Origin of the sequence: Rhodococcus koreensis (genome assembly GCF_017068375.1) — a bacterium.
GTDB classification, from domain to species: Bacteria; Actinomycetota; Actinomycetes; order Mycobacteriales; family Mycobacteriaceae; genus Rhodococcus_F; species Rhodococcus_F koreensis.
Genome location: NZ_CP070609.1, coordinates 7,626,149 through 7,639,743, shown reverse-complemented (window position 1 = coordinate 7,639,743; position 13,595 = coordinate 7,626,149). Strand labels below are relative to the sequence as shown.

Sequence of the window (13,595 nt, the reverse complement as noted above, 5' to 3'; positions counted from 1 at the left end):
TCGGACAGCATTGACTTCAACGCCCCGACAGGGTCCATTCTTCCCCTCCTGCCCGCAGTCGCGCGGGACCGGTCCAGACTCATGCCCGCGGGAAGGGCCAGGGATTGAAATGGCAGGTCAGCCCGTTCATCGGCACGATGCCCTCGGGGTCGAGCTGGGCGATGTCGTTGTTGGCCGTCCCGAACGTCTGCTGCATCATCACCGGCGCGAGGCCGCCTTCGGTCTCGCACGGCTGGTGGTCCTGGTAGCCGATGGCGTGCCCGACCTCGTGGTTGATCTGGTACTGCCGGTACGACCCGATGTCGCCCTGGAACGCGATGGCGCCGCGCACCCAGCGCGGCTCGTTGAGGACGACGCGGTCGATGCCCGGGTTGTAACAGGACACTTCCAACTGGATGTCGTAGCCACACGCCTCGCGAATGGTCATCTGCGACGTCAGCGACACCCGGAAGTCGGGATCCCCCTGGTCGACGCGGCGAAAGGCGAACCGCGGGTCCTTCGTCCAGCTCTTCGGATTCGACAGCGTCTGGTCGACCATCCGGCCGAACGACTCGTCGCCGCCGAATCCGGACGTGTCGACGCCGTCCTCGATCTCGACGCTGTACGTGAATTCACGTTCGGTGCCCTGCCCGACCTTGGCCCCGTTGCCGGGAACCACGTGCCAGGTGCCGGCGCCCACCGCCGTGAACGGACCACCCTCGGGCAACGCGCCCGAGGGAAGTTCGGCGGCGAAGTTTCCGTCAGCCTCCGGCGGGACCCCGATGACGCTGGAACCGTCGGTGTCGCGGGACAGAGTGCCGAATCCGGGGGAATCGGTCTCCGCCGTCGTCTCGCCGCCGCCGGTGTCCCGGACCGCGTCGACCACGACGAGCACGGTGACCACCAGGAGGATCGGGATCGCGTACGCCCGCCAGCCGTAGGTGGAGACGAACCGGCCGATGCGGCTCTGCTTCCGGGCCTGCCGCTCGGGGCGCGGGTTGCGGGGACGGCCCACGTCGCGGCTCGTCGGGTCCCATTGCGCGCGGAGCGGTTGATGCGACTGCGACTGCGGTGCCGACTGCGAGGCGCGGGGACCGACGTCACGCTGGTCGATGCTTCGCGATCGTCGCTCCCCGTCCTCGGAACTCTGGGGAGCCCGGCCGCGAACACGCGGTCCTCCTCGGTCAGTCACGCAGCCCAGAATCTCACAGTCCGGCACCGCCTCGTCCCAGTGCATCGTCCGCAGGTCATTCGGCGTGTCACCTGGATGCGGCCCGCAACGTCGCGGCTACCCAGGTCACCAGGTGTCCCGAACCCCTGCGGTACCCCAGTTACCGGACAGGCAATATCCTTGACCGGGCGAGTCCTGCGAGTCCACCATGAACGGTTCACTACGCGCGGGTATCGTTCACACAGTTACACAGAATGTGACGCGGAATACTTGTGCAGATTGGAAGCGCTATGACTGAACTCGCGGATCGGACGAACTCCGATCGCGATGCCAACACCGGAAAGGGCACCGGGGCCCGTCGCAGCACGCGACTCCCCCGCGATGCCCGGCGACTGCAGCTACTCGCCGCAGCCAGCGAGGTCTTCGTCACACGCGGATACCACGCTGCCGGTATGGACGAGATCGCCGAGTGCGCCGGTGTGAGCAAGCCCGTCCTCTACCAGCACTTCCCCGGCAAGCTCGAGCTGTACGTGGCCGTGCTGCAGAGCTATGTCGACAGCCTGATCTCGGGTGTCCGGCAGGCGCTGCGCTCGACCACCGACAACAAGCAGCGTGTCCGCGCCGCGGTGCAGGCGTTCTTCGACTTCGTCGACAACGACTCGCAGGGCTTCCGGCTCGTGTTCGAGTCCGACCTCATGGGTGAGCCGCAGGTGCAGAGCCGCGTCGAGCAGGCCACCGAGGCGTGCGTCGACGCCGTGTTCGACCTCGTCAGCCACGACTCCGGTCTCGACCCCTACCGGGCCCGCATCCTCGCCGTCGGCCTCGTCGGCGCCAGCCAGTTCACCGCGCGGTACTGGCTCGAGGCGGCGCGCCCGATCCCGAAGGAAGAAGCGGTCGACACGACGGTCACGCTCGCGTGGGGCGGTCTGTCCCGCGTGCCGCTGCATCCCGAACAGCGCTGACACCCACGAGAAAGGGCCCGACAGTCTATTCGACTGCGGGCCCTTTCTCGTGTGTTCACGTGGTCGGAGCGAATCCGACTGCGTTCACTTCGTCGGTGCGAATCCGACCTTGCGGATATCGGACGGGCCGATCTCCACGTAGGCGATCTTGCTGGACTGAATGAGGTACTTACGCCCCTTGTCGTCCTCCAGGGACAAGATCCCGTCGCCACCGGTGAGGGCGCCCGAGACCAATGTCTCGACCTCGTCCGGGGTCTGCTCGCTGCTGACGATGAGCTCACGCGGGCTGTCGATTACACCGATCTTGACCTCCACGGTCAACCTCCGAACTCTCCGAGAAACATCAGCTGTCCTGGCCAGGCTAATGCAGTGGCCGCCGCCGGTGCGCGTCTGTGGGCTGTGCCCTGAGCGAACACACCGACGGACCTGCCCCGACGACGGTGCCGCCTAGACCAGGCCCAGCACGGCCATGCGTTCGGCGTGCATCTCCTGCATGCGGTCGAACAGTGCGACGACGCCGTTGAGGTCACCGGATGCGGAGATGACGAGTTCGGTCAGGGCCTCCCGCTGCGCCAGGACGAACTGCGCCTGGGTAATGGCCTCGCCGAGCAGTCGCCTGCCCCACAGCATGAGGCGGTCCTTGTCGCGGTTGCTGGCCTTGATCGCCTGCTGCACCTCGTGGACGACGAACTCGGAGTGGCCGGTCTGCGAGAGCACCTCCTCGACGGTGCGCGACACCTCGGCGGGCAGCGAGTGCCCGATCTCGCGGTAGAAGTCCGCGGCGATCCCGTCACCGACGTACGCCTTCACCAGCGCCTCGAGCCACGTCGAGGGGGTGGTGGACGCGTGGTAGTTGTCGAGGGCGCGGACGAACGGATCCATTGCCTCGAAGATGTCGAAGCCGCGCGCGGTCAGCGCCTTCTCGAGCATCTCGAAGTGGCCCATCTCGGCGGCCGCCATGCTCGCGAGCGCCACCTTGCCCTGCAGGGTCCGCGCCATCTGCGCGTCCTCGGACAGCCGGTAGAACGCGGAGATCTCGCCGTATGCGAGGACCGCGAAGAGTTCACCGACGCCGGGGTGATCAGCGGGAATCGTGGAATCAGTGGATGCAGGGGTGTTGGGCTCCATGGCGCCACAGCCTAATGCGTCGAGCAGTGATGTTTGCCATGCGTAACCAGTTGTGGAGCGTTCTCCGGCTACAATGATCGTGGGCAACCGCTCGTCACCACGTTCGTCTCCGCAGAGAACGCGGTTCGAGTGATGATCGATCACGATCCGATCGGCGGTTCCCACCGATAATGTGCGCGCACCTGATCGACGGTCCCAGCCGCGCCTCGCCGAAATCTTCGATTTCTGCGCTGAGGCAGAGGCAGGATCGACTCGGAAGAGGACATCGACGAGCGTCGACTGGGAAATCGGGCCGACCAGCGGCCTGGCCCTTACCTCGTGCGTGCGTGCAGCTACGAGGAAGGCCAGACCCCTGAGCAAGATCACTGTCGACCATGAAGACGACGCCACCGAGACCACGCTGTCGGCGCAACTCGACTCCACACACGTCGCCCCCACTTTCGCCGAACTCGGAGTGCGTGACGAGATCGTCCGCTCTCTCGACGAGATCGGCATCGAGCGCACGTTCGCCATCCAGGAGCTGACGCTCCCCCTCGCCCTCGCCGGCGACGACCTGATCGGTCAGGCCCGCACGGGCATGGGCAAGACATTCGGTTTCGGCGTCCCGCTGCTTCACCGCATCTCCTCCGGCACCACCGGGACGGCCGCGCTCGACGGCACTCCCCGCGCGCTGGTCATCGTCCCCACCCGCGAGCTGTGCATCCAGGTCACCAAGGACCTCGAGGGCGCCGCGAAGTACCTGAAGGGCGAGAAGAACAAGCCCCTCGAGGTCCTCGCCATCTACGGCGGCCGCCCGTACGAGACCCAGATCGCGACGCTCCAGAAGGGCGCCGACGTCGTCGTGGGCACCCCCGGCCGTCTGCTCGACCTCGCCAACCAGGGCCATCTGATCCTCGGCAAGGTGGAGGTGCTCGTTCTCGACGAGGCCGACGAAATGCTCGACCTCGGCTTCCTGCCCGACATCGAGCGCATCCTGAACATGGTGCCGGACAAGCGCCAGACGATGCTGTTCTCGGCGACCATGCCGGGCCCGATCATCACGCTCGCCCGCACGTTCCTCACCCAGCCGACGCACATCCGCGCCGAGCAGGCCGACGACTCGGCGGTCCACGACCGCACGAGCCAGCACATCTACCGGGCTCACGCGCTCGACAAGGCGGAGATGGTGGCCCGCGTGCTGCAGGCCGACGGCCGCGGCGCGACGATGATCTTCACCCGCACCAAGCGGACCGCGCAGAAGGTGTCCGACGAACTCGCCGAGCGCGGTTTCGCCGTCGGTTCCGTGCACGGCGACCTCAACCAGATTGCCCGCGAGAAGGCACTCAAGGCGTTCCGCTCGGGCAAGATCGACGTGCTCGTCGCGACGGACGTCGCGGCCCGCGGTATCGACATCGACGATGTCACGCACGTCATCAACTACCAGTGCCCGGAGGACGAGAAGACGTACGTCCACCGGATCGGCCGCACCGGCCGCGCGGGGCGTACCGGCATCGCCGTTACGCTCGTGGACTGGGACGACATCCCCCGCTGGCAGCTCATCGACAAGGCTCTGGGCCTCGGTATCCCGGATCCGGTCGAGACGTACTCGAGCTCCCCGCACCTGTACGAGGAACTGTCGATCCCGGCCGAGGCGACCGGCACGATCAAGCCCCCCCGGGTCGAGAAGGCTGCGCCCGCACAGAGCGAGAACACCGACACCGAGCGGCGCGAGAACACCGACACCGACAACGGTGAGAAGGCCGAGCGCACGGAGCGTCCGGCACGCACCCGCACCCGTCGCCGCACCCGTGGTGGCCGTCCCGCGGACTCGGTGGGCCCCAAGTCGCCGGAGCCGACCGCACCCGAATCGGCAGCTCCGAGCACGGACGCCGACGGCGAGAATTCCAAGCCCCGCCGCCGCCGTCGCCGCCGGACCACGAAGGTCGGCGCCGCCGCGACGAACGCGGAGTAACCAACCACCGTGCTCGCACCTGAGCGGCGCTCACGCGCCGATCTCGTCGTCGCCGCCGGAATCGCTGTCGCGGTCGTGGTCGCCCTCACCGTGGTGTGGTTCCGCAGCGATGCCCGGGGCACCACCTCGGTCACCGCCGCCGAGCCGCCGCCAGCGCTCGTCACGGCCCTGACGGTCCCGGAAACACTGAGCCCGATCTGGGACTCCGCCAGTTCCGCCACCACCGCGCCCCTCGTCGTCGGTGGTGCTGTCGTCACCGCCGAGGGCGGCGACGTCGTGGGCCGGGACCGGATGTCGGGCGCCGAGCTGTGGCGGTACGAGCGTGATCTCGACCTGTGCGGTGTGACGGCGTCGTGGGAGAAGGTCGTGGCCGTCTACCGCGACGACCGCGGATGCTCCCAGGTCACCGAACTCGACGGCGGCACCGGTGAGCGTCTGGCGCAGCGGAACAGCGACGCCGATCCCGCGGTGACGCTGACGGCCGACGGAACCTATGTCGCGTCCCGCGGCGACCGCCGTCTCGAACTGTGGCGCTCCGACCTCGTCCGCACCGTCGAGTACGGGCGGGTGGACGCGCCGGTGAACCCCAAGAAGCAACCCCGCAGTGGATGCGCGCTGATCGACGCCGGTTCGAGCAGCAGCAGGCTGTCCGTGCTCGAGCGCTGCCCAGGCGAGGTGGCCGATCGTCTGACGGTCATGAACCCCTCGCCGAAGGACAATCAGGAACCCGAGGAGTACGGGTCGAGCGTCCTGGCGGGTGTCGACGCCGGCGTCGAGGGTGCGCGCATCCTCGGGGTGTCGGGCGAGACCACGGCCGTCTATCTGCCCGCGGGCAGGACGACCGGACCGCGGATCGGCCTGTTCGACGGCACCGGCAACGCCGTGTCCGAATACGCGCTCGCCCTGAAGATCGGACCGGATCCGGTCACGTCCGCGAGCAGTTCGGTGGTCACCTGGTGGACCGGTTCGGATGTCGTCTCGCTCGGCGCGTCCGATCTCGTTCCCCGCTGGACCTTCCCGGGCGCTCTCGGCCCCGGCGCCGTGATGGCCGGAAACCTACTGGTTCCGGTGGAGTCCGGGATCGCAGTGCTCGATCTGTCGAACGGCGCGTTGCTGCGCACGATCCCGGTCGCGCGGGACACCACGACCGGGCCGATCACCACGACAGTGGCCGGCGACGTCGTGCTCGAACAGCGCGGCGACGGTGTGGTGGCGCTGCGCTGAGGTCGCCGCTCAGGCGGGTTCGGCGAACACCACGAGGTAGCCGTCGAGATCGCGGAGCCAGATCTCGCGATGTCCCGCATTGGGATTGACGTGCACGTCCGTGACCACGTCGGCTCCCGCCTCCCGCGCCCGCGCGACGGTGCCGTCGAAGTCGGTCGTCTCGAACCAGATCGCCACCCCGTTTCCGCGCGCGAGTGACGGATCGCCGAGGGGGCCGTGGTGGTGGCCTTCGTCGAGTCGGTGCAGTTGCAGGATCATGTGCCCGTCGACGAGGAGTTGCTCGTAGTCCTGCCCACCGTGACCGCTGCGTGCGTTCAGGACCTTCCGGTACCACTCGCCTGCAGGTTCGACGTCGTCGACGGCGAGGAGCGGCTGAGCCCGCATCGTCAGCGTGTTGTTCCGAGCTGTGTCCGAGACCGTCATGCGCCGAACGTTAGCGCCGGACGCTCCCCCGCTCTTGGACGAATGGGCACCGCGCGCCCGTCAGCGGAAGGTGGCGCGGTACGCGGAGGGTGAGACGCCGACGGTGCGCGCAAGGTGTTGCCGCAAGGAGGTCGCGGTGCCGAATCCCGCGGCCCCGGCCACGTCGTCGACGGGCAGGTCGGTGTTCTCCAGCAGTTCACGGGCGCGGGTGATCCGCTGCTCGAGAATCCACTGCGTCGGCGACATCCCCGTCTCGGCGCGGAATCGACGGGTGAACGTGCGCACGCTCATCGACTCCCCCGCCGCCAGTTCCCGCAGCGACAGCGGCTGATCGAGGCGGGCCAGCGCCCGCACCCGCGCACCCGACGTCGACGCACCGTCGGCCTCCGGGACAGGCGCGGTGACGAACTGCGCCTGACCGCCGCTGCGATGAGGCGGTACGACCGTTCCCCGCGCCACCTCGTTGGCCACCGACGCACCGTGGTCGACACGAATCATGTACAGGCACAAATCGATTCCGGATGCGACACCGGCGGCGGTGAGCACGGTGCCGTCGTGGGTGTAGAGCACGCCGGGGTCGAGGTGCACGTCCGGGTAGAGCCTCCGGAACGCGTCCGCCGACTTCCAGTGCGTCGTGGCTCGCCGGTTCTCCAGCAGGCCGGCGGCGGCGAGAACGAACGATCCCGTGCAGATCGAGGCCACCCGGGTGCCCGGCCGGATGTGTGCGAAAGCGTCCGAGAGGTGGCGGGGCAGTCGGCCGTCCTCCGGTGGGTCGTAGTCCTGATCGGACGCCGGAACCACGACCGTGTCGGCGGTGCCGAGCAGCGCCGGGCCGTGCTCGACCGACAGCGTCACGTCGGTGTCGGTCCGGACGGTGCCGGGCTCGAGGGCGCACGTGAGGACCTCGTACAGCGGTTCGCCGTCCCGCGATCGCGCTTCGCCGAACAATCGGTGGACGATTCCGAATTCAATGGGAAGCAGGCCGTCGCGCACGAACACGACGACGCGGTGGCGTCGCCCGGGCCGGTTGCCGCTCGATTCGGACATGGCCCGATTATTTCACATAGTGTCTCACCGGCCACTGGTGCGGCGACGCACGCCGATCCATGATCGGAAGGGTCGACGGCGACCGAGCGAAAGGTGGACCATGAAGATCCTCTGGGTGTCGGCACATCCCGAGCCGAAGTCCCTGAACGCGGCACTGCGCAGTGATGCCCTCGCGGCACTGCGCGGCGCCCGCCACGAGATCCGGACCTCCGACCTGTACGAGATGCGATGGAATCCGGTCGTGACCGCGGACGACTTCGCGCACGATCCGAGCGGCCGCCTCCTGGTGGGAGCGAGGTCCGGGCAGGCACTGGCCGAGGGCACCCTGGCCCCCGACATCCTCGCCGAACAGCGCAAACTCGGGTGGGCCGACGCGGTGATCGTGCAGTTCCCGCTGTGGTGGTACGGCATGCCCGCGATCCTCAAGGGCTGGTTCGACCGGGTGTTCGTCGAGGGCTACGGATACGGGGTGCGCCGCGAGGACGGCTCCACCCGGCGGTACGGCGAGGGGACCCTCGCCGGCAAGCGGGCGATGACCGTCGTCAGTTTCGGCGGCAGCGCCGACAGCGCAGGCCCGCGCGGAATCAACGGCCAGATGGACGAGGTCCTGTTCCCCATCCACCACGGAATCTTCTGGTACACGGGGATGTCCGTGCTGCCCCCGGTCCTGATCGACAGCGCGGACCGGTTGCGCGCCGAGCACTACCCCGGCGTCGCGGCCCGCGTGATCGATCGCGTGTCCGGCCTGTTCACCGACGCGCCGTTGCCCTTCCGCTCACAGAACGGCGGCGACTACGACGAACGGTTCGTGCTGCGCGAGGACCGGGCACCCGGCGTCACGGGACTGCGCGCCCACTACGCCGACGCGGATTCCGCGGCGCACGGACCGGAGGCCGAAGTCCCCACCCGCTGCGCGGTGTAACGTGTTCTAATTCACGGCATGGCAACCTACGTGATCACCGGCGCGGCCTCGGGCATCGGGGCGGCGAGCCGCCACACCCTCGAGGCCGGCGGCCACACCGTCATCGGCGTCGACCTCGGCCACACCGACGTGACAGCCGACCTGTCGACCCCCGGCGGCCGGGCCGCGGCGGCGGCCGCAGTGACCGAAAGGAGCGGCGGCGTCGTGGACGGCCTCGTCTGCTGCGCCGGACTCGGATCGCTGTCCCACGTCCCGGGCGGCAAGCTGATCGCCGTCAACTATTTCGGGGCCGTGGAACTCGTGACGGCCCTGAAGCCCGCCCTCGAGCGCGCGGACGGCGCTTCGGTGGTGGTGATCTCGTCGAGCAGCACCACCACCCAGCCCGGAGTTCCCGAAAATCTGGTGACGGCGTGCCTGCGAGGCGACGAGGCGGAGGCGGTGCGCATCGGCGACGAGGTGACCGCCATTCCCGCGTATCCGGCGTCCAAGCTCGCGCTGGCCTGGTGGGTTCGGCGAGAAGCGGTGCGGCCCGAATGGATCGGCAGCGGAATTCGGCTCAACGCGATCGCCCCGGGCATGATCGACACGCCGATGACCAGCGGGGACGACCTCGACCCCGAACTGGCCAAGGCCCTGGACTTCTATCCGGTGCCGCTCGGCAGGCGCGGACGCCCGGACGAGATCGCGGCGCTCGTCGAATTCCTGCTCGGACCGGGGTCGACACTGTTCTGCGGAAGCGTCGTCTTCGCCGACGGGGGCACGGATGCCCAGCTACGCCAACAGGATTGGCCCGCCGCGTGGAATCCCACGCCGGAGGAACTTACTCGCCACTTCCAGGCGAGAACGTAGCGAGCTCGGATCCCGCCCAGTGCTTGGCGAGGTTCTCGGCCAGGTCCCGGTACGCCTGGGCGCCCTTGTTCTTGCGCCCCGCCAGGACCGTCGCACCCGACGCCGTCGCCTCCGCGAACCGCACCGTCCGCGGGATCGGCGGCGCGAGGACCGGCAGGTTGTAGCGGTCGGACACGTCGGACAGCACGTCCCGGCTGTGGGTGGTGCGCGCGTCGTACAGCGTCGGCAGCGCACCGAGCAGCACCAGGTCGGGGTTGGTGATCTGCTGCACCTCGGTGACCGTCCGCAGCAACTGCCCCACACCGCGGTGCGCGAGCGTCTCGCACTGCAGCGGAACCAGTACCGACTGCGCCGCCGTGAGCCCGTTGAGCGTGAGCACACCGAGCGACGGCGGACAGTCGATGATGACCGTGTCGTAGTCGTCCAGCAGCGGCGCCAGAGCGCGCTTGAGGGCGAACTCACGACCGGGACGCATGAGCAGCAACGCTTCCGCGCCCGCGAGGTCGATCGTCGCGGGCAGGAGCGCGACACCGTCCTCGGTGTCGATCACCGCTTCGCGCGCCCCCAGGTCACCCGTCAGCACCTCGTGGACGGAGGCGTCCAGGCGGTCCGGGTTGTGCCCCAGGGAGAAGGTCAGGCACCCCTGCGGGTCGAGATCCACCACCAGAACCTTCTGGCCCAGCCCGACGAGAGCTGCGCCGAGTGAGGCGACCGTGGTGGTCTTCGCGACCCCACCCTTCTGATTTGCCACTGCAAGAACCGTTGTCACGGCTCGATCCTTACCTACTTCGTCGCCGGAGGCGAGCCATACACGCAGATTGACTGACATGATGGATGGATGCCACCCAGTGATTCGCCGCGCGGCCGTCGGATCGTCCTCCTCCGGCACGGCGAAACGGAATGGGCCCGTTGGGGTAAACACACCGGCCGGACCGACGTCCACCTCACCGAACTGGGTGAATCCCAGGCACGGCAGGTAGGCCCGGCGATGGACGCCCTCGCGCTACGCGACCCCCTCGTCATCGTCAGCCCGCGGCAACGCGCCCAGGAGACGGCGGAACTGGCGGGTTTGAAGATCCAGCGCACCTGGGACGCGCTCGCCGAATGGGACTACGGGATCTACGAGGGCATGACGACGCCCGAGATCCGGCAGCAGGTGCCGGACTGGACAGTGTGGACGCACCCGTGCCCGCGCGGCGAACAGGCCGAGCAGGTGCACACCCGCTGCGACCTCGTCCTGTCCGTCGCGCATTCCCAACTGGTCGACCGTGACGTGATCCTCGTCGGGCACGGCCACTTCTCCCGCGCGCTGATCGCGCGCTGGGCGGAGCTTCCCGTCAGCGAGGGGCGCCGGTTCGCGATGTCGCCGGGCGCGTACTCCGTCCTCGGCTTCGAGCACGGGGCGCAACAGGTGGTCAGCCACAACGTGACGACGGAAGGTGCCCGATGATCAGACGCGCAGTACCCGAGGACGTCTCCGCGATCACCGCGATGATCTACGAACTGGCCGAATACCAGAAGGCACGGGACGAGTGCACCGTCACCGCCGACCAGATAGACGACGCCCTGTTCGGTCCGCAGCCGTCCACGTTCGCCCACGTCGCGACGAACGACGACGACCGGGTCGTCGGGATCGCGGTGTGGTTCCGGAACTTCTCCACGTGGGACGGAACGCACGGCATCTATCTCGAGGACCTGTTCGTCAGCCCGTCCGAACGCGGTTCCGGTCACGGCAAAGCCCTGCTCGCCACGCTCGCGAAGGAGTGCGTCGACAACGGCTACACGCGGCTGTCGTGGTCGGTGGTCAACTGGAACAAGCCGTCGATCGCGTTCTACGAGTCACTCGACGCGCGACCGCAGGACGAGTGGACGACGTACCGGCTCACCGGGGGTCCGCTCGGCCGCCTCGCGTCCGAGGTGAGTTAGCGCTCGGACGGGTTGTCGGCGTCGGCTTCCTGGCCGTACTCGGCGGCCATCCATTTCGACGTCGGGCTGCTGAACAGGCACCCGAGGGCTCCCACCACGACGACGCCGAGCACCACGCCGAAGAACGGCTGGTGGGAATCGGTGAGCAGCGACCACGCCACCGGAAGCAGCAGCAGTTGGGCGACGATCGCGATCGCCCGCCCCCAGCGCCTGCCGAAGATCAGGGCGAGCCCGGCGGCGAGCACGGCGCCACCGAGAATGGCGAACCAGGCGGCGGTGCCGTATCCGCTGCTGACGCTCTGGTCGTGCCCCAGCAGCCCCCGGACCACCAGCACCACGGCGACACCGACCGCCACCGCGCCCTCGAGCGACACCAGGGCGCCCGCCGCGCGGACCGTGGTGGGCGTGGACTTGCTGAGAGACGGCTTCGGCACGTCGGCCAGCCTAGAACACCCCGCCGCCGGCGGCCTCGGACGGTGACACGTGCCGCCCCGGCTAGGCTTGGGCCCCGTGCGCGCGCTGCTGATCGTCAACCCCAATGCCACATCGACGACCCCGGCCGGGCGGGACCTGCTCGCGCACGCGCTGTCGAGCCGGGTGCGGTTGACGGTCGCGCACACGACGCACCGCGGCCACGCCGCCGAACTGGCGCAGCAGGCCTGCGTCGACGGGATGGGCCTGATCATCGTCCACGGCGGCGACGGCACCGTGAACGAGGTGGTCAACGGGCTGCTCGGCACCCCGGACCCGAAGTCGATGAGCGCGGTGACGGTGGGGCCGATACCCCCGATCGCCGTCGTCCCCGGCGGATCGGCGAACGTGTTCGCCCGCTCGCTCGGCATCGCTCCCGACCCGGTGGACGCCACCAACCAGCTCATCGATCTCCTCTCCCACCGGCAGCGGCGCAGGATCGGGCTCGCCCACTGTGACCACCGCTGGTTCACGTTCAACGCGGGCGTCGGCTGGGACGCCCAGGTGTGTGAGGCGGTCGACATGCACCGCAAGAACGGGCGCCCCGCCACACCGGCGCAATACGTCCGCGCGGCGGTGCGCGTGTTCTTCCGGTCGAAGTACGCGGAGCCGACCCTCACCGTCGAGGTTCCCGATCGCGATCCGGTCGAGGGCGTTCATTACGCCTTCGTGTCGAACGCGAGTCCCTGGACGTATCTGAACAAGCGGGAAGTCCACACCAATCCCGACACCACCTATGACACCGGCCTCGGGGTGTTCGCGATGCGATCCACCGCGATCCTCACCACTCTGCGGGTGGCCCGCCAGCTGCTGACCCCCGGCACCCGGCCGAAAGCGAAGAAACTCGTCCGGGTCGACGACGTCCCGTGCGTGCGGATCTCCGCGTCGGAGCCGATCGGACTGCAGATGGACGGCGACTACATCGGACTTCGCAACGTGGTGGAGTTCGTGTCGGTGCCCGACGCGCTGGATGTCGTCGCGCCGCCGCGACCCTGAGCAATTCTCGAGAATCCCCGTTTTCACCTAGCGGGAAGCGCCGGCGCGAGGTAAAAAGGACGGCGCGCCTCGAAGGGCAGCCTAACTACGTGAGCTCCCCCACGGTGCGGCGGTTTTCTATTGACATCCCGCCAGTTCGTGAAAGCATTCACAAGCAACAGTGCGGAAACATTCTCTACGCACACATGAACTCATGAAGACGAAACGGTGCATGACGCACCCAGTTAAGGAGCAGAAGGATGGACTGGCGCCACAAGGCAATCTGTCGCGACGAAGACCCCGAGTTGTTCTTCCCCGTGGGCAACAGCGGTCCGGCTCTCGCGCAGATTGCTGATGCCAAGGTTGTCTGCAACCGCTGCCCGGTGACCGCCGAATGCCTCTCGTGGGCACTCGAGTCGGGCCAGGACGCCGGTGTGTGGGGCGGCATGAGCGAAGACGAGCGTCGCGCACTCAAGCGCCGGAACGCTCGGACGCGTGCACGCACCACCGTCTGATACTTCAGAAGGAGACGGGCCCGGCACCACATGGTGCCGGGCCTTTTGCTTG

16 protein-coding genes are annotated in these 13,595 nt (G+C 68.4%); 9 read left to right on the top strand and 7 right to left on the bottom strand.

The features are described from left to right. Window positions 1-79: 79 nt before the first annotated feature. The gene (locus tag JWS14_RS34565; protein ID WP_095860840.1) at window positions 80-1,216 is read right to left on the bottom strand and encodes a DUF3152 domain-containing protein; all 1,137 of its coding nucleotides are present in this window, start codon (window positions 1,214-1,216) and stop codon (window positions 80-82) included. Window positions 1,217-1,440: 224 nt separating this feature from the next. On the opposite strand from JWS14_RS34565, the gene JWS14_RS34560 reads away from it, so the two are divergent. Next, a complete protein-coding gene (locus tag JWS14_RS34560; RefSeq protein ID WP_015890120.1) occupies window positions 1,441-2,112 on the top strand; it encodes an HTH-type transcriptional activator FasR in 672 nt (223 codons plus the stop codon). 84 nt (window positions 2,113-2,196) lie between these two features. Here the strand turns inward: JWS14_RS34560 and JWS14_RS34555 are convergent, their stop codons facing one another. Beyond that, window positions 2,197-2,427 carry a DUF3107 domain-containing protein gene (locus JWS14_RS34555; protein WP_015890119.1) on the bottom strand — a complete coding sequence of 77 codons (231 nt, stop codon included), beginning with the start codon at window positions 2,425-2,427 and terminating at the stop codon, window positions 2,197-2,199. Window positions 2,428-2,559: 132 nt separating this feature from the next. Then, window positions 2,560-3,240, bottom strand: a complete 681-nt coding sequence (locus tag JWS14_RS34550; RefSeq protein ID WP_015890118.1) for a ferritin-like fold-containing protein — start codon at window positions 3,238-3,240, stop codon at window positions 2,560-2,562. 322 nt (window positions 3,241-3,562) lie between these two features. On the opposite strand from JWS14_RS34550, the gene JWS14_RS34545 reads away from it, so the two are divergent. Together JWS14_RS34545 and JWS14_RS34540 are read left to right on the top strand one after the other, a co-directional pair. After that, the gene (locus tag JWS14_RS34545) at window positions 3,563-5,191 is read left to right on the top strand and encodes a DEAD/DEAH box helicase (protein ID WP_206015240.1); all 1,629 of its coding nucleotides are present in this window, start codon (window positions 3,563-3,565) and stop codon (window positions 5,189-5,191) included. A 9-nt stretch (window positions 5,192-5,200) separates the two neighbouring features. After that, window positions 5,201-6,415 carry an Rv3212 family protein gene (locus tag JWS14_RS34540; RefSeq protein ID WP_206015239.1) on the top strand — a complete coding sequence of 405 codons (1,215 nt, stop codon included), beginning with the start codon at window positions 5,201-5,203 and terminating at the stop codon, window positions 6,413-6,415. A gap of 9 nt (window positions 6,416-6,424) precedes the next feature. On the opposite strand, the gene JWS14_RS34535 is transcribed toward JWS14_RS34540, so the two are convergent. Continuing rightward, on the bottom strand, window positions 6,425-6,838 hold the full coding sequence (locus JWS14_RS34535) for a VOC family protein (protein ID WP_206015238.1): 414 nt from the start codon (window positions 6,836-6,838) through the stop codon (window positions 6,425-6,427). A gap of 60 nt (window positions 6,839-6,898) precedes the next feature. Beyond that, the gene (locus tag JWS14_RS34530; RefSeq protein ID WP_206015237.1) at window positions 6,899-7,885 is read right to left on the bottom strand and encodes a GlxA family transcriptional regulator; all 987 of its coding nucleotides are present in this window, start codon (window positions 7,883-7,885) and stop codon (window positions 6,899-6,901) included. Window positions 7,886-7,985: 100 nt separating this feature from the next. Between JWS14_RS34530 and JWS14_RS34525 the strand changes: the two genes are divergently transcribed. Both JWS14_RS34525 and JWS14_RS34520 read left to right on the top strand, forming a co-directional pair. After that, complete coding sequence (locus JWS14_RS34525) at window positions 7,986-8,807, top strand: NAD(P)H-dependent oxidoreductase (protein ID WP_206015236.1); 822 nt, start codon at window positions 7,986-7,988, stop codon at window positions 8,805-8,807. An 18-nt stretch (window positions 8,808-8,825) separates the two neighbouring features. Then, entirely contained in the window at window positions 8,826-9,656 is an 831-nt protein-coding gene (locus JWS14_RS34520) for an SDR family oxidoreductase (protein WP_072937649.1), read from the top strand. On the opposite strand, the gene JWS14_RS34515 is transcribed toward JWS14_RS34520, so the two are convergent. Then, the gene (locus tag JWS14_RS34515; RefSeq protein WP_072937648.1) at window positions 9,628-10,425 is read right to left on the bottom strand and encodes a ParA family protein; all 798 of its coding nucleotides are present in this window, start codon (window positions 10,423-10,425) and stop codon (window positions 9,628-9,630) included. The genes JWS14_RS34520 and JWS14_RS34515 overlap by 29 nt on opposite strands. A gap of 69 nt (window positions 10,426-10,494) precedes the next feature. Here JWS14_RS34515 and JWS14_RS34510 point away from each other — a divergent pair, with 69 nt between their 5' ends. Together JWS14_RS34510 and JWS14_RS34505 are read left to right on the top strand one after the other, a co-directional pair. Next, complete coding sequence (locus JWS14_RS34510) at window positions 10,495-11,106, top strand: acid phosphatase (protein WP_206015235.1); 612 nt, start codon at window positions 10,495-10,497, stop codon at window positions 11,104-11,106. After that, entirely contained in the window at window positions 11,103-11,582 is a 480-nt protein-coding gene (locus tag JWS14_RS34505; protein ID WP_206015234.1) for a GNAT family N-acetyltransferase, read from the top strand. Before JWS14_RS34510 ends, JWS14_RS34505 begins: the two co-directional genes overlap by 4 nt. Here JWS14_RS34505 and JWS14_RS34500 read toward each other — a convergent pair. Next, window positions 11,579-12,016 carry a hypothetical protein gene (locus JWS14_RS34500; protein ID WP_206015233.1) on the bottom strand — a complete coding sequence of 146 codons (438 nt, stop codon included), beginning with the start codon at window positions 12,014-12,016 and terminating at the stop codon, window positions 11,579-11,581. The two genes, JWS14_RS34505 and JWS14_RS34500, sit on opposite strands and share 4 nt — an antisense overlap. A gap of 76 nt (window positions 12,017-12,092) precedes the next feature. On the opposite strand from JWS14_RS34500, the gene JWS14_RS34495 reads away from it, so the two are divergent. Together JWS14_RS34495 and JWS14_RS34490 are read left to right on the top strand one after the other, a co-directional pair. Then, on the top strand, window positions 12,093-13,049 hold the full coding sequence (locus JWS14_RS34495; RefSeq protein WP_072937644.1) for a diacylglycerol/lipid kinase family protein: 957 nt from the start codon (window positions 12,093-12,095) through the stop codon (window positions 13,047-13,049). A gap of 239 nt (window positions 13,050-13,288) precedes the next feature. Beyond that, on the top strand, window positions 13,289-13,543 hold the full coding sequence (locus JWS14_RS34490) for a WhiB family transcriptional regulator (RefSeq protein WP_005240099.1): 255 nt from the start codon (window positions 13,289-13,291) through the stop codon (window positions 13,541-13,543). The last annotated feature ends 52 nt before the right edge of the window (window positions 13,544-13,595 follow it).